Origin of the sequence: Xanthomonas euvesicatoria pv. euvesicatoria (assembly GCF_020880415.1) — a bacterium.
Lineage (GTDB): Bacteria > Pseudomonadota > Gammaproteobacteria > Xanthomonadales > Xanthomonadaceae > Xanthomonas > Xanthomonas euvesicatoria.
Genome location: NZ_JAJIUJ010000072.1, coordinates 62528 through 85597 on the forward strand (window position 1 = coordinate 62528; position 23070 = coordinate 85597).

Sequence of the window (23070 nt, forward strand, 5' to 3'; positions counted from 1 at the left end):
GAGGTTGCATACATCCGGCGCGTGATCGCGACCTCGCCTGTAGCGCGGTCATGATCACGCAACGCAAGCGCGGCAGTCTTTCCAGACCCCCTCCCCCGCTGTGGATTTCAATGGATTCGATGTCCTCCTTGCGCGTGCGCCGTCCTGCCACGCTGGCGTTACTGCTGGTTCCGCTCACCCTACCGGCTTATGCACAGCAGGTTCCCGACGGCGCAACGTCTGACCCGGCCGTCACCGACGGGCAAGTATCGACGCTGGATCAGGTGCAGGTGGTCGGCCAGGCAATGACCTATTCCAAGACCACCGTCAGCAAGGAAATGCTGGACCGCCAGTTCGTGCTCGGCAGCGTCAACGATGCGCTCAACGAACTGCCCGGCGTGGTGGTGACCGAAGCCGATGCCTTTGGCTCCTCGGATTGGGGCACGCAGATCAGCATGCGCGGCTTCGTCAGCAATCGCGATACGCAGCAGATCGGCACCACCATCGACGGCGTACCCAATGGCGGCTCGGCGTACGGCGGTGGCTCCAAGGCCAATCGCTTTATCGACATGCCGGATCTGGAAACGGTGGAAGTGAGCCAGGGCACCGCCGACATCGCCTCGCGCTCCAAAGAAGCCCTGGGCGGCACCTTGAATTACCTCACCAGCGAACCGCTGGAAACGCAGCGTGTGCGCGTGATCGGCGGCATTGGCGATAACCAGGCGCGCAAGTACTACGCGCGCTACGACACTGGCCTGATCGGCGGCACTACGCGTGCCTGGGTCAGTGGCTCGTCGGCACGCAATGACGACTGGATCGACGGCAGCGGGCACACCAGCCGCGATCACCTGGCCGGCAAATTCGTCAGCGTGCTGAATCAGTGGACGCTCAGCGGATACGCCTCCTACGACGATGCCGACGAATCCGAATACACCAGCGTGACCCCGGAGCAATTCGCGCGCGACCCGGAGCACGACCTGTTGACCGGCACGCTCACCGGCATTCCGTACCTGGACCAGAACTACCGCTCCGGCTCGCGCGCCTTGCGCAAGAACATGTTCGGCTACCTGCGTGGCGCCTTCGATGGCGGCAATGGTTTCAAGACCACGCTGACCGGCTACGCGCACCGCATGCAGGGGCGCGGCGACTGGATTCCGCCGTATCTGGTGGATGTCAGCAACGATGGCGCCGGCGCACCCGAATCCGAAGCGCGTGGCGGCAACACCGTGTATGGCGGCAGCGATCTGGGCAAACTGTATTACCTCACCCCCGGCGGCGCGGCTACCACCATGTTGGCCGGTTGCGCCGGCAGCGACGCGGTGCCGGCCGAATCCAATCCGGCCTGCTATCCGGCCGGTTCGGTGCCGGTGCAATCGTATCGACATAGCCACTACGACAATCACCGCGCCGGCGCGATGGCCGATGTGGAATGGCGCACCGATCTCGGCGCCATCGACAACACCGTGCGTGCCGGTGCCTGGCTGGAACGCGTTGAACGCAGCGTCACCCGCGACTGGCACCGCCTGCTCAACGTCGGCACCAACATCAGCTTCGATCATCAGCCGTACTGGGTGCAGTTCAAGGACAACTACCAGACCGACGAGCAGATGTATTACGTCGAAGACGTGATGCGTTACGGCGCATTCGCATGGCGCGTGGGCGTCAAGCAGTTCTTTGTCGACCAGACCCGCGACCGCCGCATCGGCGATGCGCAGCATGTGCAATCGGATTCGCGGTCCGACCCGCTGCTGTCGGCCGGCCTGACCTGGACCACACCGGTGCAGGGCCTGGAGGCCTTTGCCGGCTACTCGCAGAACTTCGCCGCGATTGCGTCCGGCGTGCTGGGCGAAACCGACCCGGTGGCGCTGAGTCGGGTGAAACCGGAAACCGCCGACAACATCGAACTCGGCCTGCGTGTCAGCCGCTGGCCGTTGACCGGCAGCGTCACGCTGTACGACATCCGCTTCGACAACCGCATCGTGTACGTGCCGGCCAACTTCGTCACCGGTATCGACTACCTGGGCGAAACCGATGGCGTGTACGAAAACTTCGGCGGTGTGCATGCGCGCGGCGTGGAAGCAGCGCTGGGCTACGGCTGGGACAACGGCTGGCGCGTCAATGGCGCCTACACCTACAACAAGGCCGATTATCTCGGCAGCGGCGATGCCGCGCGCGATACCGCCTTGGAGATCACGCCCGGTGCGCAGGTGATCGGCCAACCGCGCAATACGCTGGTGGTGTCGGCCGACTGGCGCGGCCAGGCATGGCGCTTCGGTGTGTCCGGACGCTACCTGGGCAAGCGCTACCTGGACGCATCCAACCGCGCCGCACTCGATGGCGTGACCACCTTCGATGCCAATCTGGGTGTGGAACTTTCGCAACTGACCTCGCAGCTCAAAGGCCTGCAGCTGGCGCTCAACGTCAGCAACCTCACCGACAAGCGCTATCTGGAAGGTGTGGACGGTAGCGACAGTGCCTTCATTGCCGCCCCGCGCACCGTCGGCCTGACCCTGACGCTGGACCTGTAACGGCGAACTGCCATGCTATGCGATGCCCGCACCAGGCACCGGCGCGGGCAGTCCTTCCGATGCGATGAGCCCACATGATCGATCTGCCCCGACGCCGCCTGCTGCAAACCGGTCTCACCAGCGGCGCGGCCGCGTTGCTGCCCAGCATCGCGCGCGCCGCAGCCATCGCGCCGGACCGGCGCAGCGGCACGCTGGAGGACCTTCGGCATGTGGTGATCCTGATGCAGGAAAACCGCGCGTTCGATCATTACTTCGGCGCGCTGCCCGGCGTGCGGGGTTTCGGCGACCGTTTCCCGATCCCTGCGCCGGCCTTGCCGGGCGCACCGGCGCGCACGGTGTGGCTGCAACCCAGCGAGGACGGCCGCCAGTGGTTGACGCCATTCGCGTTGGACACGGCCGCGCAGTTCGGCTTCATGCGTGTCAAGGGCACCCCGCATAGCTGGCCGGATGCACAACAGGCCTGGGACCATGGACGGCTCGGGCACTGGGCTGCCGCCAAGCACAATCATGCACTGGGCTATTACACGCGCGCGGACATTCCGTTTCAGTACGCGCTGGCCGACGCCTTCACCATCTGCGATGCGTACCACGCTGCGATCCAGACCGGCACCAATTCCAATCGCGTGTTCCTGTGGACCGGCGGCAACGATCCGCAGGCGCGCGCAGGCGGCCCGGTGATCGGCAATTCGCACGACAACTTTGCGGAACTGGGCGGCTTTGCCGAGCCGTATCGTTGGGGCACCTACGTGCAAGCCCTGCAGAACGCCGGTGTGTCCTGGCAGATCTATCAGGACATGGCAGACAACTTCACCGACAACCCGCTGGCCGGCTTTGCGGCATTTCGACAGGCGTACAGCGCCGCGCCCGGACATGATCCGCAATTGCGCGCGCGTGGCGTGAGCACGCGCGGTCTCGCGCAGTTGCGCCAGGACGTACTGGGCGGGCGCCTGCCTGCAGTGAGCTACATCATTGCCGACGCGGCCGGCAGCGAGCATCCGGATCCGTCCAGCCCCGCCCAGGGCGCGGCCTACACCGCACGCGTGCTGGATGCGCTCACTGCCGATCCGGCGGTGTGGAGTCGCACCGCCTTGCTGGTGATGTTCGACGAGAACGACGGCTTCTTCGACCATCTGCCGCCGCCCGCACCGCCGTCGCCGGATGCACGCGCAACGGGCGGGTTTGCCGGCGCATCGACGCTGGCCACCGACGACGACTATCACCGCCACCCGGCGCCGGGCGAGCAGAACGTGGATCTTCCCGAGCTACGCGGGCGGCCCTATGGGCTTGGCCCGCGCGTGCCGATGTATGTGGTCTCGCCATGGAGCCGCGGCGGCTGGGTGGATTCGCAGGTGTACGACCACACCTCGGTGCTGCGCCTGCTCGAACGCCGCTTCGGCGTGCCCGCGCCGGAAATCACGCCCTGGCGGCGTGCAGTGTGCGGCGATTTGACCAATGCCTTCGATTTCCGCCAGGCCGATACGCGCGCGTTCGTCGCCGCGCTGCCGGATGTCGGTGCAACCGCTACGCGCGCGGCCGCTTTGCGCGAACACGCACTGCCGCCGTTGCCGGCCACGTTGCAGCCGCCCGAACAACCGTTCGGCGTGCGCCGCTCGCGTGGGCTGCCATATCGTCCCAGCGTGGAGCTGGCCCACCTGACCGAGCGCGGCGAAGTTAAGCTCCGCATGTCCAATGCGGGCGCGGCGGCGGTGCTGCATGTCTACGACCGCTTCGATCTAGCGGCAATTCCACGCCGCTACACAGTGGGAAGCGACGCCATCGTGGACGGCACGTGGACCACCTACGACGGCCGCTACGATCTGTGGCTGCTCGGTCCCAACGGCTTCCATCGCCATTACCGCGGCGACCTCGATGCAGCGCCGCTGCTGGCCGAGATCGCGCAGGATCCGAACGATTGCACTTGCGTGCTGCTATCGCTACGTCATAGCGGCAACACTGCTGTGCAGATTGAGCTGCAGCCAGGTGCATATACCGCCGCACAGCCGCGCGAGCGCCTGAGTCTTGCACCCGACACCACCGTGCAGCGGCGCTGGAAGGCGGCAGCAACCGGCGGCTGGTACGACCTATGGGTGCGCCACGACAGCGCGGCCCAGCATCTGGCCGGGCGCATCGAAACCGGTGCAGACAGCGTCAGCGACCCGGCCATGGGTGGGCCGGCGCGATTGCAGCAGGACATGCCTGTCTCGATCGGCGCACTCGGCTAAGCGTGGCTAACAAGACCACAGCGCTCACCGCCGGATGGGCGCGGCCGATCCTCGACGCGGAATCTCCCACTCTTACACCGCAGTTTTAAGCGCGCTGCCTCAGACCCTCCTGGCGACTGTTCGCTCGGTTTTTGATGGCCGTCCCAAGTCTTGCAGCGCGGTATGCGCTGCGTACACATGGGGATGCCTGATCAGCAGGCTTGCGCACAGTCACACTCAGCGCGCGCCAGTCGCATCAAGCACGCCGATCGTGTGCAATTAGGTTTCCACCAAGTGCGGCCACCGCGCAATCGGCAGCCCCTTGGCGCGCAGACCGAAGGCATGGCCACCCTGGGCGTACACATGCATTTCCACCGGCACGTCGGCATGGTTGAGCGCGACGTAGTACGCCAGCACCTGCGAAACGCCGTCCACCTGATCGTCCTGCGCCTGCAACAGGAAGGTCGGCGGGGTATCGGCGACGACGCGAATGTCCGGGCGCAGGTCCAGGTGGGTGGGATCGCGGGTGGCGTCATCCTCGTCCTCGTGCGCCCACAAATGGCCCGGATACACGGCAATGGCGAAATCCGGGCGACAGCTCACGCGATCGGCGGCATCCACCGGCAGATACGTGCGCGCTGCAAAATGCGTACTGATCGCGGCCACCAGGTGACCACCGGCAGAAAAGCCGAGCACACCGATCTTGTGCGGATCCACGGCTAACTGGTCCGTCTGCTCGCGCACCATCCCCAACGCTCGTTGGGCATCCTGCAGGGCTGTTTGCACCTTCGGGTAATAGCGGCGGTCGTTGACCCAGGTCGGCCCCGAGTTCGGTACACGGTATTTCAACAGCACACAGGTGATACCGCGCGCGGTCAGCCAGTCGCAGATTTGGGTCCCTTCCAGATCCATGGCCAGGACTTGATAACCACCGCCCGGGAACACCAGCACCGCCGCGCCGGTGTTGTGAGCCTTGGGCTTGTATACCGTCATCGTCGAGCGGCTGACATCGCTGACCTTGGTCCATGGGTAACGCCCCTCGCCGGTGCCCACTGATTCGGGCTTCGGGTGGCGCACCGCATCAGGCACCGCGCGCGGCCAAAGCGGTATTTCGACCTGACCAGGCGCTGGCTGCCAGGCGCGCGCCGGTGCGAGCCCATGCACAAGCAGCAGCGCAACTGCCATCCACCCATGACACGACCTGATTTGCACGATTGGACCTTGAAGGGTTGAAGAAACAGAAAGCACGTCGTGAACTCATGCGCCAATGACGCGCGTGAGACACCGGACCTCGCACTCACGCCGCGATGCTCTCGCGCACCGCGACCGCCACCGCCTTCAGCGCCGCATCGCGTGCCGCGTCGTCGACCTTGGCACCGTTCAAGTACGTGGTCAGCAACAGGGGCGCGCTTCCCTTCGGTGGCCAGAGGATGGCGATGTCGTTGCGCGTGTCGGTGCCGTTGCTGCCAGTCTTGTCGCCGATCTTCCAGCCGGCCGTGAGCCCCGCACGCAGGCAATCGTCGCCGGTGCGGTTGTCGATCATCCAGTCGGTCAGCTGCTTGCGCGAGGCTGGATGCAGCGCGTCGCCAAGCAGCAGCGTGCGCAGCGTGGCGGCCATTGCCGCAGGCGTGGTGGTGTCGCGGGGGTCGTCGTCGGCGAACCGGTTCATCTGCGGCTCGTAGCGGTCGGTGCGGGTCTGGGCATCGCCGATACCGCGCAGGAACGCAGTCACCCCGGCCGGTTCGCCGACCAGCGGGAACAGCAGATTGGCGGCCGGGTTGTCGCTATAAATCATCGTGGCCCGACAGAGCTCGCCAACACTGAGCGAACCGCCGACATGGCGTTCGGTCACCGGGGCATGCTCCAGCATGTCGGAGGCACGGATCCTGACCTGCTGCGCCAGCGTCAACTTGCCCTGGTCCACCCGCCGCAGCACCGCGGCAGCCAATACAAATTTGAAGGTGCTGCACATCGGAAAGCGCTCATCCTCGCGCTGCCCGAGGCGCTTGCCGGTGGCGCTGTCGAGCAGGCAGATGCCCAGCCGGCCGCCGGTGCCACGTTCGATCTGCGCCCACTGTGCCCGCAGCATGTCGTCCACGTTTACCGCGGGGGTGAGTGCCCATGCGGGTCTGGACGCTGCAAGCAGCACGCCCGCGCCGGTTGCGTGCAGGAACTGTCGCCGATTCAACATGCGGTTGCCTCCTTGAGAGAGCCCGCAGTATCGATGCGCAGGATGCAGCCGACCATCGCGATGTTTCGATCTCAGGCATGAATTGAACTAATCTCTACCCATGCCCCGCCCCCGCCTGCCGCTCAATGCCCTGCGCGCGTTCGAAGCCGCCGCGCGCCATCAGAATCTGACCCGCGCGGCCAACGAGCTATGCGTCAGCCAGGCCGCGCTGAGTCACCAGATCAAGGCGCTGGAGCAGCAGTTGGGCACCAGCCTGTTTCACCGCCTGCCGCGCGGTGTAGCGCTGACCGACGAAGGCGCCGCGCTGGCGCCGGTGCTCGGCGAGGCCTTCGACCGCATCGCCGCCACCTTGGAACGCTTTGCCGATGGCCGTTACCGCGAGGTGCTCAGCGTGGGCGTGGTCGGCACCTTCGCCACCGGCTGGCTGTTGCCACGGCTGGCGGCATTTCATGCGGCGCACGCGGATATCGAACTGCGCCTGTCCACCCACAACAACCGCGTCGACCTGGCCGGAGAGGGCCTGGATCTGGCCATCCGCTTCGGCGATGGCGATTGGCAGGGCCAGGTTGCCGAAGCCGTGATGGAAGCGCCCTTCGCGCCGGTGTGTGCGCCGGCAATGGCGCGCGGCTTGCGCGTGCCGGAGGATCTGGCGCGTGTGCCGCTATTGCGCTCGTATCGCCTGGATGAGTGGCCGCAGTGGTTCCGCGCGGCGCGTGCAACGGAGGTGCCTGCGCGCGGCAGCATGTTCGATTCGTCGCTCACCCTGGCCAGCGCAGCGGCAGCCGGCGCCGGCGTGGCGTTGTTGCCGTTGCCGATGTTTCGCCAGGACCTGGATGCCGGGCGCCTGGTCTGCCCGTTCCCGATCACCATCGACGCCGGGCGCTACTGGCTGACGCGGCTACGGTCGCGGCCGCAAAGCGATGCCGGGCGCCGGTTGCGCGATTGGCTACTGGCCCAACAGCACGTCAGCAGCTGAGCAGCGCTGCCACTCTCAGAGCGCCTTGGATGTCTTTCCCACCCGCAAGGCCAACTGGCGAAACGCCTCGAACTGCGCCCTGTCGGCGAACCAGTGCGGGCAGAACAGCTCGAACAGCCGATCGTTGTGGTACAGCAGCAGCACCCGGTCGTTCTCGCGGACGCGGATGTAATCGGTCCAGGGCCGGCGGAAATGCCCGTCCGCCCAGGTGACTTCCAGACCGTTTTCGTCCCACGCATAGGTGTAGGTATGCCGCAGCGAGGCCTGCTGCGCATGCAGGCGTTTGATCCGCCGCGGCAGGCCCCACACGTGCAACGCCACCAGGCCGAGCAACCCACCGCCACCGCCGCCGATCAGCACCGGGCCGATAATCTCGCTCGCGCCGCTCAGGTGCAGCAGCCCCGCTCCGATCAACAGCAGGACTGCCAGAAACACGAGCAGGCGTTTCGCATCGTGACGCGCATGCAAGCGCTGCGCGGCCAGATGGTCTTCCAGACTGATGGTGACGCTGATCATGCGCGCGACATCCGTGTGTGGCTCAACGCGCAGCGTAACCCACGCGCTTTCATCGTGGCCAACACGACGCAGCGCGCAGGCAGCCGCTAGGTGTAGACCAGGCGCGGCAACCGCGATGTACGCCTGGTACATCTCGCAACGACCATCTGACACGCCATCGTACGGTTGCGCAGGCGTTTTTGTCAGTGACGCTTACGCACCGTCGATCAACTCCATCCATGCGGTCTCGGCTTCAGCCAGCTGCTGCGCGGTTGCTTCGCGGTCGCGTCCGAGCACCGCCATCTTTTCGCTGTCGGCGTAGTTGCCGGGATTGGCCAGCTCGCGATCCAGCGCAGCGAGCGCCGCTTCCAGCTCGCCGACGCGCTTTTCGGCACTGGCCAGCTTGTGCGGGTTGACGGCTTTTTTCGGCGGCAGCGGCTTGGTCGGCGGTGGCGGGGTCGGCGCCGCCTCGGCCATCTTCTGCTTGGTCCCCTGCGCGGCCGGGCGGCTCCGCAACCAGGCGGCGTATTCGTCCAGGTCGCCGGCGAACGGCTCGACCACGCCATCGGCCACGCGCCAGAAACTGTCGCAGACCAGGCCGATCAGATGGCGATCGTGCGAGACCATCACGATGGCGCCTTCGAAATCGCTCAGCGCCTCGGCCAGCGCTTCGCGCATTTCCAGGTCCAAGTGGTTGGTCGGTTCGTCCAGCAGCAGCACGTTCGGCTGCTGCCAGGCGATCAACGCCAGCGCCAGGCGCGCGCGCTCGCCGCCGGAGAAACCATCCACCACTTCGAAGGCGCGGTCGCCGGCAAAATTCCATTTCCCCAAAAAGTCGCGGAACGCCTGGTTGGAACCATCCGGCGACAACTCGCGGAAATGGTCCATCGGCGACTGGCCTTCGTGCAGCGACTCCACCGTGTGCTGGGCGAAGTAGCCGATGCGCAAATCCGGATGTGCGCTGCGCTCGCCTGCCAGCGGTGCCAGTTCGCCCACCAAGGTCTTGACCAGGGTGGACTTACCTGCGCCATTGGGCCCAAGCAAACCAATCCGGTCACCCGCCTCTAGCCCGAATCCGACATCATGCAGCACGGTAATGGCATCGCTGGAACCACGCTTTTGCGATTCCCCATTCCCGATTCCCGATTCCCGCGGCGCAGCGGCATAGCCGGCTTCCACGTGATTGAGCCGGATCAGCGAGAACGGCAGCCGGCTGGGCTGCGCGAACTGGATGCGGAACTCGCGCTCGGCACGCACCGCCTCGGTACCGGCCATCTTGGCCAGCCGCTTCATACGGCTCTGCGCCTGGGTCGCCTTGCTGGCCTGCGCCTTGAAGCGGTCGATGAAGCTCTGCAGATGCGCGCGCTCGGCCTGTTCCTTCTCGTGCGCGATCTGCTGCTGGCGCAAATGCTCGATGCGCTGGCGTTCGAAATCGGTGTAGCCGCCGACGTACAGCTTGGCGGTGCCGCCGTGCAGGTGGAGGGTGTGGGTGGCCACGTTGTCGAGAAATTCGCGGTCGTGCGAAATCAGCAGCAGCGTGCCCGGGTACTTGAGCAACCACTGCTCCAGCCACAGCACCGCATCCATGTCCAGGTGGTTGGTCGGCTCGTCGAGCAGCAGCAGGTCGCTGGGCATCATCAGCGCGCGCGCCAGATTCAGCCGCACCCGCCAGCCGCCGGAGAACGACGACACCGCGCGATGGTGCGTGTCGGCCGGGAAGCCCAGGCCGTGCAGCAACTTGCCGGCGCGCGCTTCGGCGTCGTAGGCGCCGATCTCGGCCATCTTCTGGTGTGCATTGGCCACTGCCTCCCAGTCCTCGCGCGCGGTAGCTGCGGCTTCTTCCTGCAGTACCGCAGACACCTCGATGTCCCCGCCCAGTACGAACGACAGCGCCGGGTCGGGCAGCGAGGGAGTTTCCTGCGACACGCTGGCCGTGCGCACCTTGCCGGGCAGATCGACATCGCCCTTGTCGGCTTCCAGCTCGCCCTTCACCGCAGCGAACAGGCTGGACTTGCCGGTGCCGTTACGGCCCACCACACCGACGCGGTAGCCGGCGTGCATGGTCAGGTCGACGTTGGAGAGCAGCAGACGCTCGCCGCGTCGCATGGAGAAGTTACGCAGGGAAATCATTGATGGACAGTCCGATAGAACGAAAAGGAATGAGCAGATGAGCAGCATTCCTGCGACGCCATTCTAGCGTTAACGAATAATTAGCGCCTTCAGCGTGGCCGCCGTCTTGTTCGCCCTCCCGCGACCGCCGCCTGCCTAGCCTTGCCTGGTCCTGCCTGGACCCACGTTTCGGAGTTGTCATGAACGCCCCCCTTTCCGCGCTTGCGACCGCCGTGGTCGCTGCACTGCTTGCTTCCCCCGCCCTGGCCCAGACCGCCGCCCCGGCGACCGCCCCGGCCAATACCCTGGATACGGTCATCGTCACCGGTACCCGCGTATCGGACCGCACCGTGGCCGAGTCGCAGTCGCCGATCGACATCATCAGCGCCGAATCGCTGCAAGCCACCGGCACCCCGGAACTGGCCACCGCACTGGCGCGCGCCCTGCCATCGCTGAACTTCCCGCGCCCTGCCCTGAGCGACGGCACCAGCGCGATCCGTCCCGCGCAGCTGCGCGGCCTGTCGCCGGATCAGGTGCTGGTGCTGGTCAATGGCAAGCGCCGCCACACCTCCTCGCTGCTCAACCTCAACGGCACCATCGGTCGTGGCGCGGCGGCGGTGGATCTGAACACCATCCCGGTCGCGGCCATCGCGCGGGTGGAAGTGCTGCGCGACGGCGCCTCGGCGCAGTACGGCTCCGACGCCATTGCCGGCGTGGTCAACATCGTGCTCAAGGGCGCAGAAAAGGGCGGCAGCCTGCAAGCCGGCTTCGGCCAGTATTCGGCTGGCGACGGCAACAACTACGAGCTCTCCGGCGACACCGGCGTGGCCTATGGCGGCGACCGCGGCTGGCTGCACGTGGCCGCCCAGCTCAACCAGCAGGACCCGACCGACCGTGCACGCGCCTACGCCGGCGCGCCCAGCGTCTCGCAGCCGGCAGTCGGCCAGAAGGCGTTCAAGATCGGCGACCCGGAGGTCAATGCGCAGGCGGTCTCGGCCAATACCGAATTCGCCTTCAGCGACAGCATCACCGGCTATGCGTTCGCCACCGCCAGTAACCGCGACATCACCTCGTTCGCGTTCTTCCGCGCGCCGGGCAGCAGCCAGAACATCCTGTCGGTGTATCCGCAGGGCTTCCTGCCGGAAATCCAGACTTACGCCAAGGACCGCTCGCTGGTGGCCGGCGTGCGCGGCTCCACTGCCAGCGGTTGGGACTGGGACGCCAGCTACAACTACGGCTACAACCGCATCGATTTCCACACCCGCAATACGCTCAACGTCAGCCTGGGGCCGACCTCGCCCACGGCGTTCTACGACGGCGCGCTGGAAACTACGCAGAACATCGTCAACCTGGACGTCAAGCGCGGCTTCGATTGGGGCCTGGCGTATCCGGTGACGGTGGCCTTCGGCGCTGAATACCGCAACGAAAAGTGGAACCAGTCGCCGGGCGAAGTGGGCTCGTATTTCCAGGCAGGCACGCTGGCCGGTGGCGCGCAGGGATTCGGCGGCTTCGCTCCTAGCGTGTCGGGCCGCTACTCGCGCGACAGCTACGCGTTGTACGCCGACATCGAAGCCGACTTCACCGACAAGTTCTCTGCCGGCCTGGCCGGGCGCTACGAGGACTACAGCGATTTCGGCAGCCAGGCCTCGGGCAAGTTCTCCGCGCGCTATGCGTTCACCGACAGGATCGCGTTGCGCGGCACGGTGTCCTCGGGCTTCCGCGCGCCGTCGCTGGCGCAGCAGTATTTCCAGTCCACCAGCACCACCTTCCTGGCCGGCAACCCGAATCCGTTCGAGATTCGCACCTTCCCCGCCGACAGCACCGTGGCGCGCGCGCTCGGCGCCGAGCCGCTGGATGCGGAAACCTCGCTGTCCTACAGCCTGGGCCTTGTGCTGCAGCCCACCGATGCGCTCTACCTCACCGTGGATGCGTACCAGATCGATGTGGACGACCGTATCGTGCTGTCGTCCAACCTGACCGGCGCAGGCGTGCGCAGTCTGTTGGAGTCGCAGGGCATCTTCGGCATCAATGGCGGGCGTTACTTCACCAATGCGGTGGATACGCGTACGCGCGGCGTGGACGTGGTGGGCAGCTACCGCTGGCAGCTGGCCGCCAGCAGCGTGGACCTGACTGCCGGCTATAACTATTCGGAAACCGAAGTGCGCAGCGTGGCCGCCAATCCGGCCGCGTTGTCGGCCAACGGGCTGAGCCTGGAGCGCATCGACCGCACCGAGCGTGGCCGCATCGAAGCAGGCTTCCCGCGCGACAAGTTCCTGATCAACGGCAGCTGGAACTCCGAGCACTGGACACTGGCCCTGGGGGCCACGCGCTATGGCAAGTACAGCACCCGCCCAGCGGACGCGAGCAACGACCAGACCTTCGGCGCCAAGTGGGTGGTGGATGCATCGGCCAGCTACAAGATCGATCGCTGGACGCTGACGCTGGGCGCAGACAATGTGCTGGATCAATACCCGGACGAAAACAACTTCGCCAATTCCACCAGCGGACAATTCCCGTACAGCAATCTGTCGCCGTTCGGCTTCAATGGTGCGTACGTGTATGGGCGCATCAACTACCGCTGGTAAGCGCTGCGCTTGAGCAGCCGAGGTTGTCTTTGTGATCGTGAGGCGGGCGATGCGATCGGCCATCTCGCGATCAGCGCGAGACATTGCTGTGATCGGCAAATGCAACGTCGCTGCATGCATGGCGTGTCGCCATTGCATCCTTCGACATCGAGAGTCGACCACGCGCCCCGGCCAGCCTGGGGCGTGTGCGCATCTGCCTAAGGTCTTTTTGGAACGGCACACAAACTCACTGCCGGCACCAGGCGGACGCGGCCGCGCCATCGACCCTGCGTGCGCTGCGGTTGGTGTCGCCGTCGGCGCGCACCTGAGGACTGCGCGCGACGCGTTGGTCGCCACTATGCGCACCGTATCGCTGCGAGGTGAAGACCTGACGGCAGCTGCGGTGGTATCAACGGTGCTCCCGTCATTGCCGGAGCACGCTCCATGGAAACATCGCAGCTGTCGCGCGGACGCTTGATCGACCATCTGCACCTGGTGGTGCAGGACCTGCCGGCCAGCCGGCGCTTCTACCAGGCTGTGCTGGACGTTCTTGGGATTCCGGTCGGCGGCGAAGGCGATGGGTTCTTCTGGGCCGACGAATTGTTCGTTTCTGACCGCGACACGGTGGCACAGGGCGTGCTTACCGGCCGCCACCACCTGGCATTTCAGGCACGCGATGTGGCAATGGTGCATGCCTTCCATCAAGCGGCGCTCGCCCATGGTGGTCGCGACAATGGTGCGCCCGGCCTGCGCCCCTATCACCCGCAGTACTACGCCGCGTTCGTGCTCGATCCGGACGGCAACAACATCGAAGCGGTCTTCCATGGTGTTGCGCAACGCAGTGCTGATGCGGTGCAGATCACATTCTGATGCACAAGTTTCATAACTGGTATTGCCGTCCACTATGGTGCAAGCGAGCGCCTGCCCCAGCAGGTCTGGTGCAGGCGTCGCATCACTTTGGTGCACGATGACAACGTTGCCAGTAGCACGTCAGAGATGACAGTTGCTTGCGCAACGTAACCAAAATTTGACATGCGGTTACACGTGGTTAATGGTTGAGAACGCACCGCAGCTGCCGCGATGGACGCGGCCCGGGAGGGGGCCCCTGCGATGCATCCGTTCCCCACTCGGAGTTGTCACCGCATGAATTGCAAGACCAGTCCACTCGCAGTCGCCGTTGTTCTTGCACTGTCGTTTTCCGCTTCAACCGCGTCTGCGCAATCGCAGGCGCCGGCCCAGAAAACACTGGACATCCTGATCGTGACCGGCACGCGTGTGGCCGATCGCACGGTCGCCGAATCGGCATCGCCGATCGACATCATCTCGCCGCAGGCACTGGAATCGACCGGCACCACCGAATTGGCGACCGCGCTCTCACGCGCGATTCCCTCGCTCAATTTTCCGCGCCCGGCCATCTCCGACGGCTCCGACGCGGTGCGCCCGGCACAGTTGCGCGGCCTGTCGCCCGATCAGGTGCTGGTGCTGGTCAACGGCAAGCGCTATCACAGCACGGCGTTGATCAATCTCAACGATACCCAGGGGCGTGGCTCTTCGCCGGCAGACCTCAACACCATCCCGATCGCCGCGGTGGAGCGCATCGAAGTGCTGCGCGATGGTGCGTCTGCGCAATACGGCTCGGACGCCATCGCCGGCGTGATCAATGTCGTGCTCAAGGGCAGCGGCGAAGGCGGCAGCATCAATGGCCGCTACGGCAAGTACAGCGCTGGCGACGGCGAGCAGTACCAACTGTCCGGCGATGCCGGTTTCAGCTTCGCCGGCACCGGCAAGGTGCACCTGGCCGCACAGGCCGGGCACTCGGATCAGACCAACCGCGCGTTGCCGTTCCAGGGCCGTGTGGAGCAGCGTTATGGCGACCCCGACATCGACCAGGGCGCGCTCTCGTTCAACGGCGAATACAGCCCCACCGATTACCTCACGTTCTATTCGTTCGGCATGGTGAGCCGGCGCGAAGTGCTGTCCAACGGCTATTTCCGCTTTGCCGGTGATAATCGCAACCGCCCGGAAATCTATCCGGACGGCTTCCTGCCGCAGATCTACAACGTCAGCAAGGACGTCTCGTGGGTAGGCGGCTTGAAGACCTCCACCGAAGGGGGCTTGAACATCGATCTGAGCTACAACTACGGCCAGAACAATCTCACCTTCGATGTGCGCAACAGCTTGAACAACAGCTTGGGGCTGGCCAGCCCGACCGACTTCCACGCCGGTACGCTGGAAGTGACGCAGAACGTACTCAATGCCGATTTCACCAAGACGCTGGATTGGGGCCTGGCCTATCCGGTGACGCTGGCCTTCGGTGCCGAATGGCGCGGCGAGAAATTCAACGAATCGCCTGGCGATGCGGCTTCCTCGGCCAACGGCGGTATTCCCTCGGCCAATGGGTCGTTGATTCCCGGCGCGCAGGTGTTTCCAGGCTTCAAGCCCTCCGATGCCGGTTACTACAACCGCAACAGTCATTCGTTCTACGCCGATCTGGAAACCGATTTGACCGAGAAGTTCTCGGCCGGGCTGGCCGGGCGCTACGAGAAGTACAGCGACTTCGGCGACACCGCCACCGGCAAGCTGTCGCTGCGCTATGCCTTTACCGACAAGGTGGCGGTGCGTGCGACTGCATCCACCGGCTTCCGCGCGCCGTCGCTGCAGCAGCAGAACTTCCAGTCGATCGCCACCCAGTTCCTCAACGTGGCGCAGCCCAACGGCACGGTGACCGCGATTCCGTTCGAGATCGGCACCTTCCGTACCGACAACCCTGCCGCGATCGCGCTCGGTGCCGAACCGCTCAAGGCCGAAGAGTCCAAGAATTACGGCTTGGGCGTGGTGCTGCAGCCGGTGGAGAATCTGTACATCACGGTGGATGCGTATCGCATCGATATCGACGACCGTATCGTGCTGTCTGAAAACCTCACCTCGACTGCGGTCCGCAACTACCTGCAGGCCAATGGGTTCCCGGGCATCGGTGGCGGGCGTTACTTCACCAATGCGGTAGACACCAAGACGCAAGGCGTCGATGCGGTCGGCACCTATCGCTGGAACCTGGATGGCGGCAGCGCAGAGCTGACCTCCGGCTACAACTACAACAAGACCGAAATCAAACGCATCGCCGACAACCCGGCAGCGCTGATGGCGATCGATCCGAGTGCGGTGCGCATCGGTCGCGCCGAAATCGGCCGTATCACCGAAGGCACGCCGCGCGACAAGTTCTTCCTCGGCGGTACCTGGTCGCCGGGCAACTGGTCGTTCACCGGCACCGCCACGCGCTGGGGCGAGTTCAGCACGTTCGGCACCAACGCCGGCAGCGACCAGACCTACGCGGCCAAGTGGACGCTGGATCTGGCCGCGTCCTACAAGTTGGGCGCGTGGAATTTCACCATTGGTGGCGACAACGTGCTCAACGAATATCCGGACCGCCAGCAAGCCGGCTTGGGCACGCGCACTTACCTGCCCTACAGCAGCGCCTCGCCGTTCGGTTTCAACGGCGCGCTGGTCTATGCAAACGTGAACTACAAGTGGTAACTCCCAAATGCCGGTCGGTCACGGCCGGCATTTGAGTCGCGCGGCACTGCATGTCTGACGTGTCGCCGACGTCACCGTCCCTGGCCACCCTCGCACACATGAGGTGGCCAGGTTAGACGCTCTCCGCTGCACGTTGCACCGCTTCAGCAAGGATGCGCGCAGCAAAGTGCGCAAGGCGCCACACCGCGCATTGCCGGTTGCTGCCCTCTTCGCGCGCACTGCTCCGTCCTGCGGACGCATGCGGCGCGCAGGCATGGCCGATTACCCGTTCGCAGTTGCATTCCCCCGGTATTTACGGTGCTTCGTCGCTACGTCCATCACTCCTTTCGAGCCTTGACTCCCATGCACAACTCCAACGCACTTTCGCTGGCGATTTCAGTCGCACTCACCGTCTGTACCTTCGCTGCCAGTGCGCAGTCGCAATCGACCCAGCCGCAGAAAACCCTCGACACCCTGATCGTCACCGGTACGCGCGTCAGCGACAGGACCGTGGCCGAATCCGAATCGCCGATCGACATCATCTCCGAGGAGTCGCTGCAGGCCACCGGCGCCACCGATGTCGCCACCGCGCTCGGCAAGCTATTGCCGTCGCTGAACTTCCCGCGCCCGGCCATCGCCGACGGCAACGACGCCGCCCGTCCCGCCACGCTGCGCGGGCTGTCGCCGGACAACGTGCTGGTGCTGGTCGACGGCAAGCGCTATCACACCTCCTCGCTGGTGAACTACAACCCCTATGTCGGTCGTGGTTCGGCGCCGGCCGATCTCAACTCGCTGCCGATGTCGGCGATCGCCCGCATCGAGGTGCTGCGCGATGGCGCGTCGGCGCAATACGGCTCCGACGCGATCGCCGGCGTGGTCAACATCGTGCTCAAGCATGGCGCCGCGGCCGGCAGCAACAGCATTTCGGTCAATGGCGGCATCATGGACAAGGGCGACGGCGCACAGAACGGCGTCGACGGCTCGGTCGGCTTGCCGTTCGGCGCCACCAGCGGCGACACCGCGCCTGGCTGGGTGCGGCTGTCGTGGAATTACCAGAATTCGATGGACACCAACCGCAGCGAGAACACCAATCGCGCCACCACGCTTGCCGGCGCCGCCAATCCCAGCGGCGTGCCCTACCAGCGCCATGGCGATCCGGATGCCAGGTTCTACCAGGGCCTGGTCGCGTTCGGTTATGACTTCACGCCCAACGTCGAGCTGTATGGCCATCTGAGCGTGAGCCGCCGCGAAGTGACCTCCAACGGCTACTACCGTGCCTACGACAACACCGACCGCAACGTGCAGGCGGTGTATCCCAACGGCTTCCTGCCGCAGATCTACAACCCGATCAACGACCGCTCGGCGGTGCTCGGCGTCAAGGGCACCACGGCCAGCGACTGGCATTGGGACGTGTCGGCCACCTATGGCAAGAACGACATGACCTTCAACATCCTCAACAGCATCAACACCAATCTGTACTGGAGCACGGGCAGCTCGCCGACGAACTTCAATTCCGGCGGTTTCGAAACCGAACAAGGCACGCTCAACGCCGATTTCAACAAGTCCTTCGATTGGGGCCTGGCCTATCCGGTCAATCTGGCCTTCGGTGTGGAACATCGCCAGGACCGCTACGAGATCGTCGCCGGCTCGCCGGCGTCGTATTTCTTCGACCCCGACACCATCAACCCGGAGACCGGAACCCCGTACCCCGGCGGTGCGCAGGTGTTCTCCGGTCTGGAGCCCTCGGTGGCCGGCAAGTTCGGCCGTCACAGCAACGCGGCCTACGCAGCGCTGGAAGCGGACCTGACCGACAAGCTGTCCGGTGGCATCGCCGGGCGTTACGAGAACTACAGCGATGCCGGTTCCACCCGCTCGGGCAAGCTGTCGGCACGCTATGCATTCACCGATACGTTCTCCATGCGTGCCACGGTTTCCAACGGCTTCCGTGCGCCCTCGCTGGCGCAGCAGAACTACGCCTCGGTGGTGACCCTGCCGCAGGACGGGCAGCTGGTCCAGGTCGGCACCTATCGCACTTCCGACCCGATCGCCGTGCAGCTGGGCGCGCGTCCGCTGAGCCCGGAAAAGTCCACCAACTACGGGATCGGCAGCGTCTGGCAGCCGACCGCCAACTTCACCTCGACGCTGGACGTGTACCAGATCCGCATCTGGGACCAGATCCTGTATTCGGACCAGATCCAGCTCGCCCAGCCGATCGGCCAGGTGGGTGCGGTGCAATTCTTCGTCAACGGCGCCACCAGCCGCACGCGCGGCGTCGACTGGGTGAACAGCTATCGGGCCGATCTCGGTGCCGGCGGCAGCCTCAACCTGAGCGCCAGCGCCAATTACAACAAGACCAAGATTCTGGAGCTGTCCAATCCGAATTTCGGACGTGCCAGCCAGGGCCTGTTGACCGAATCCACGCCACGCACCAAGTACATGCTGGCAGCGGACTGGACCTTGGGCGGCTTCTCGCTCAACGGCAATGCCACCCGCTATGGCGCGATCAAGCGAATCGGCGATCCGGCCGACGGCAGCCAGGACCAGACATATTCGGCGCGCTGGATCCTCAATCTGGCGGCCAACTACACCTGGCAGGCGCTGACCTTCACCGTGGGTGCCGACAACGTCACCAACCAGTATCCGACCAAGGCACAGCTGACCACCGGCTACGATGATCGCGCCAGCGGTCTGCAGTATTCCTCGTTGTCGCCGTTCGGCTTCAACGGTCGCTACTGGTACGGCCGGGTGACCTACCGCTTCTGATCGGCCGGCTCGAGCGAACCTGCCGATCCGCGCATGTGTATACGCAAACACCGCCGAGTGATCGGCGGTGTTTGTCGTTGTGGGCATCTCGATTCGGGTGCCGCGGCCGTGCGTCATCTGCCGCGACGATCGCCAGCGCAGTGATTGCCGCTGCGATGCCGTCCCGGCAGGTCACGTCACTGCACTGCCTGGCCGCGGCTCACCAGGAGGCGAGCAGCGTGTCGACACCGCGCAGGTTGGCGCGGTCGTTCCAGCTCAGCGTGTCCAGCTGCTCCAGCCGAAGCGCCGGCAGACGCGCAAGCAGGCAGGCCAGCGCCGCTTCCACTTCGATCAGGGCCAGCCGGTTGCCCAGGCAGTGGTGGATGCCGCCACCGAGCGACAGCGCGCGGCCCTGCTGGCGGCGGATATCCAGCACCTGCGGGTCGGTGAACTGCAGCGTGTCGTGATTGGCCGCGCCCAGCATCAGATACAGCATGGCGCCCCGGGGAACCGCCACGCCCTCGATCTCGAAATCCTGCAAGGCGGTGCGCGTGGCCATCTGCACCGAGCTGTCGTAGCGCATGCATTCGAGCACTGCATTGGGCAGCAGGCCCGGGGTTTCCTGCAGCAGGCGCAATTGCTGCGGATGCCGATGCAGCGCGACCAGCGCATTGCAGATCATGTTGGAGGTGGTTTCGTGGCCGGCAAAGAACAGCAGGATCACGTTGGAGACGATCTCCTCCTCGCTCAGGCGGCGGCCGTTGTCCTCGGCCTGGATGAAGCGCGCGATCAGATCGTCGCCGCCAGCGCTGCGACGTTGCGCGATCACGCCGTGGAAATATGTTGCCAGCTGGTCGTACGCAACGCTGGTGGCCTGCAGTTCTTCCGCCGTCATCATCGGATCGAAGACTTTCGCCAGCGCGCTGGTCGCGTGACTCAGCGCGGTGACATCGGCTGCATCGATATCCAGCATCCGGCAGATGATGGCGATCGGCAGCGGGAACGCGAACTCGGCCAGCAGATCGCAGTGGCCGTTGGCCTGGAAAGCGTCGATCAACCCGGCGGCGGTATCGCTGGCTACCTCACGCATGGACTCCATCTGCCGCGCACCGAAGGCCTGCGTCATCAGTCCGCGCAACTGCGTGTGCAGCGGCGGATTGAGCAGCAGGAACATGCGGCTCATGCCCTGGAACAGCGGCAGGTGCACCGCCGCCTCGCCGTAGCGCAGACGAACGCTCTGCAGATAGTCGCGGCCGACCCGTCGGTCGCTGAGCAGGCGATCGACCACGGCGTAGCGGCCGGACATCAGCCGCCCGTCCGCCACCTGCACCAGTGGGCCTTCTTCGCGCAGGCGTGCGTAGGTCGGATAGGGATCGTGGCGGAACTGGGGTGTTGCCAAATCGCTGAGATGCATAGCCTGGCTCATGTGGCATCACCCCCGAAATAGGGGCGATGCATGCGTACACCTGCCAAAGGACGCAGGTGCTCGACGGGATGCCCCGATTATATGCACGCATCGCGCCCCGGCCTTGCGCAAGCGCGAAGCGGTGTCGTCAATGTTGACTCGGCATGCCGGACTTGCGCCGTGCGTCTCGGCTCGCAGGCGCAGGCGCAGGCGACAGCGGTTTACGCGCGCCACCTGACGCATGCATCTGTTTGCACGCATGCGCCGCGTGTCGCATCGCGTTAATCATGCGCTGTGTACTATGGGCGTCCGGCCAACCGGACCTGTTTTGCGGTCCAGTTCCCCCTGCCGGACTCCAGCCATGACCACGCAATGCCCGCAGGCGATGCCCGGCGCAGTGCCGTTGGCTGGCTCGACGATCTCCCGGACACTCTCACAACGGATTGGAATGCATCACGACACCAGCCTCATCGACATCATCGCCGTCGGCCTCGCGGTCGCCTTCATCCTTGGCACGCTCGCGCAGAAGGTGAAGCTCTCGCCGTTGGTCGGCTACCTGCTGGCCGGCGTGTGCGTAGGGCCGTTTACGCCCGGATTCGTGGCCGACCAGACCATCGCCAACCAGTTGTCCGAACTCGGTGTGATGTTGCTGATGTTCGGCGTGGGGCTGCATTTTTCGCTCGACGATTTGATGGAAGTGAAGTGGATCGCGGTGCCTGGCGCATTGGCGCAGATCGTGGTGGCCACCCTGCTCGGCTGGGCGCTGGCGTGGAGCATGGGCTGGTCGCTGATTCACGGCTTGGTGTTCGGCCTGGCGCTGTCGGTGGCCAGTACGGTGGTGCTGTTGCGTGCGCTGGAAGAACGCCGTTTGCTGGACACCCAGCGCGGCCGCATCGCGGTGGGCTGGCTGATTGTCGAAGACCTGGTGATGGTGCTGGCATTGGTGTTGCTCCCGGCGCTGGCGGATGTGCTCGGTAGCGGCGCACCAGCCACGACGCACGATGCGCAATCGCCCTCGCTGCTGGCCGCGCTGGGCGTGACCTTGCTCAAGATGGTGGCGTTCGTCGCGGCGATGCTGGTGATCGGCCGGCGCGTGATTCCCTGGTCGTTGGAAAAAGTGGCGGCAACCGGCTCACGCGAACTGTTCACCCTGGCCGTGCTCGGTATCGCGCTGGGCGTGGCATTCGTGTCGGCTACGTTGTTTGGTGTGTCGTTCGCGCTCGGCGCGTTCTTCGCCGGCATGCTGCTCAAGGAATCGGAACTCAGCCATAAGGCCGCCAACGATTCGCTGCCGTTGCGCGACGCGTTTGCGGTGTTGTTCTTCGTGTCGGTGGGCATGTTGTTCGACCCGATGATCCTGATCGCGCACCCGTGGCAGGTTCTGGCGACCTTCCTGACCATTACCGTGGGCAAGTCGTTGGCGGCATTTTTGATCGTGCGCGCGTTCGGCCACCCCACCGGCACGGCGCTCACCATTTCCACCAGCCTGGCGCAGATTGGCGAGTTTTCCTTCATCCTGGCCGGCCTGGGCGTGCAACTGGCGATCCTGCCGGAAACCGGGCGCGACCTGATCCTGGCCGGCGCGCTACTGTCGATCGTGGCCAACCCGTTCCTGTTCTCGTGGCTGGACCGCTGGCAGGCCAAGCAGGCGCAGGACGCGCCCGCCGCCGTGGAACCGGAACTGCCGCCCGGCCCGCCGTTGCCGGCCGATGGGCATGCCATCGTGATCGGCTACGGCCGCGTCGGCAGTTCGCTGGCGCAATTGCTGCGCAGCCGCGGCGTGCCGGTGCTGGTGATCGACGACAACGGCGACCACGTCGCCAAGGCCCATGCGGCTGGTATTCCCGGCATCCGGGGCAGCGCAGCGGCCGACCGCGTGCTGGCCGAGGCACGCCCGGAACACGCCAAGATCGCAATCCTGGCCATTCCGCAGCCGCTGGAAGCCGGCGAAGCACTGGCCAAGCTGCGCGCCATCAACCCCTCGCTGACCCTGCTGGCGCGCGCCCACAGCGACGCCGAGGTCAAGCACCTGCTCGAACACGGCGCCGACGGCGCGGTACTGGCCGAGCGCGAACTGGCCTATTCGCTGGCCGAAATGGTGATGTCCACCCCGCCGTACCGCGCGTTGAACGTGCCGGCGTCGTAGTTGCACTAGCGCACGCATGCGGAGTGCCGTCCAAAAAGCCCCTGCCGGGAGACGCCACCTCTGTGCACCAGTTACTTTTCTGGCGTTGGCGCGCCTGCACGGGCACGAGCGTCGCCGCCAGCAGCGACCTCCGCCCAGATAAGCCAGGCATCGAAGCCTGGGGATGTCCAAGCCCTGCGGGCGCTTCTGTTGCGGGCGGTTAGTTCAGATTGAAAACATCGATC

General features: G+C 65.3%; 13 protein-coding genes. 8 read left to right on the forward strand and 5 right to left on the reverse strand.

All coding sequences use genetic code 11. The features are described from left to right. Positions 1-50 precede the first annotated feature (50 nt). Both LN450_RS12535 and LN450_RS12540 read left to right on the forward strand, forming a co-directional pair. Positions 51-2507, forward strand: coding sequence for a TonB-dependent receptor (locus tag LN450_RS12535; RefSeq protein ID WP_011348282.1), 2457 nt, complete (start codon positions 51-53; stop codon positions 2505-2507). Between the two features lie 74 nt (positions 2508-2581). Next, complete coding sequence (locus tag LN450_RS12540) at positions 2582-4729, forward strand: phosphocholine-specific phospholipase C (RefSeq protein WP_011348283.1); 2148 nt, start codon at positions 2582-2584, stop codon at positions 4727-4729. A gap of 258 nt (positions 4730-4987) precedes the next feature. On the opposite strand, the gene LN450_RS12545 is transcribed toward LN450_RS12540, so the two are convergent. Together LN450_RS12545 and bla are read right to left on the reverse strand one after the other, a co-directional pair. Further along, entirely contained in the window at positions 4988-5893 is a 906-nt protein-coding gene (locus tag LN450_RS12545) for an alpha/beta hydrolase (RefSeq protein WP_011348284.1), read from the reverse strand. A 112-nt stretch (positions 5894-6005) separates the two neighbouring features. Continuing rightward, a complete protein-coding gene (gene bla / locus LN450_RS12550) occupies positions 6006-6899 on the reverse strand; it encodes a class A beta-lactamase (protein ID WP_011348285.1) in 894 nt (297 codons plus the stop codon). A gap of 100 nt (positions 6900-6999) precedes the next feature. Here bla and ampR point away from each other — a divergent pair, with 100 nt between their 5' ends. Continuing rightward, on the forward strand, positions 7000-7875 hold the full coding sequence (gene ampR, locus LN450_RS12555) for a LysR family transcriptional regulator AmpR (RefSeq protein WP_011348286.1): 876 nt from the start codon (positions 7000-7002) through the stop codon (positions 7873-7875). A gap of 15 nt (positions 7876-7890) precedes the next feature. Here the strand turns inward: ampR and LN450_RS12560 are convergent, their stop codons facing one another. Both LN450_RS12560 and LN450_RS12565 read right to left on the reverse strand, forming a co-directional pair. Next, positions 7891-8391: a YcxB family protein gene (locus LN450_RS12560; protein ID WP_039416460.1), complete on the reverse strand. Its 501-nt coding sequence runs from the start codon at positions 8389-8391 to the stop codon at positions 7891-7893. A gap of 192 nt (positions 8392-8583) precedes the next feature. Continuing rightward, on the reverse strand, positions 8584-10500 hold the full coding sequence (locus tag LN450_RS12565; protein WP_029820024.1) for an ABC-F family ATP-binding cassette domain-containing protein: 1917 nt from the start codon (positions 10498-10500) through the stop codon (positions 8584-8586). A gap of 179 nt (positions 10501-10679) precedes the next feature. Here LN450_RS12565 and LN450_RS12570 point away from each other — a divergent pair, with 179 nt between their 5' ends. The 4 genes from LN450_RS12570 (at position 10680) to LN450_RS12585 (ending at position 19316) form a co-directional block, all read left to right on the forward strand. Further along, on the forward strand, positions 10680-13064 hold the full coding sequence (locus tag LN450_RS12570) for a TonB-dependent receptor plug domain-containing protein (protein WP_011348289.1): 2385 nt from the start codon (positions 10680-10682) through the stop codon (positions 13062-13064). Between the two features lie 423 nt (positions 13065-13487). Next, complete coding sequence (locus LN450_RS12575) at positions 13488-13913, forward strand: VOC family protein (RefSeq protein ID WP_008571081.1); 426 nt, start codon at positions 13488-13490, stop codon at positions 13911-13913. A 273-nt stretch (positions 13914-14186) separates the two neighbouring features. Beyond that, positions 14187-16574 (forward strand): TonB-dependent receptor plug domain-containing protein, encoded by a 2388-nt coding sequence (locus LN450_RS12580; RefSeq protein WP_039416456.1) that lies wholly within the window; start codon positions 14187-14189, stop codon positions 16572-16574. Between the two features lie 342 nt (positions 16575-16916). After that, the gene (locus tag LN450_RS12585; RefSeq protein WP_011348292.1) at positions 16917-19316 is read left to right on the forward strand and encodes a TonB-dependent receptor plug domain-containing protein; all 2400 of its coding nucleotides are present in this window, start codon (positions 16917-16919) and stop codon (positions 19314-19316) included. A gap of 199 nt (positions 19317-19515) precedes the next feature. On the opposite strand, the gene LN450_RS12590 is transcribed toward LN450_RS12585, so the two are convergent. After that, entirely contained in the window at positions 19516-20709 is a 1194-nt protein-coding gene (locus LN450_RS12590; RefSeq protein ID WP_011348293.1) for a cytochrome P450, read from the reverse strand. A 439-nt stretch (positions 20710-21148) separates the two neighbouring features. On the opposite strand from LN450_RS12590, the gene ybaL reads away from it, so the two are divergent. After that, the gene (gene ybaL, locus LN450_RS12595) at positions 21149-22846 is read left to right on the forward strand and encodes a YbaL family putative K(+) efflux transporter (protein WP_008571076.1); all 1698 of its coding nucleotides are present in this window, start codon (positions 21149-21151) and stop codon (positions 22844-22846) included. Positions 22847-23070 lie beyond the last annotated feature (224 nt).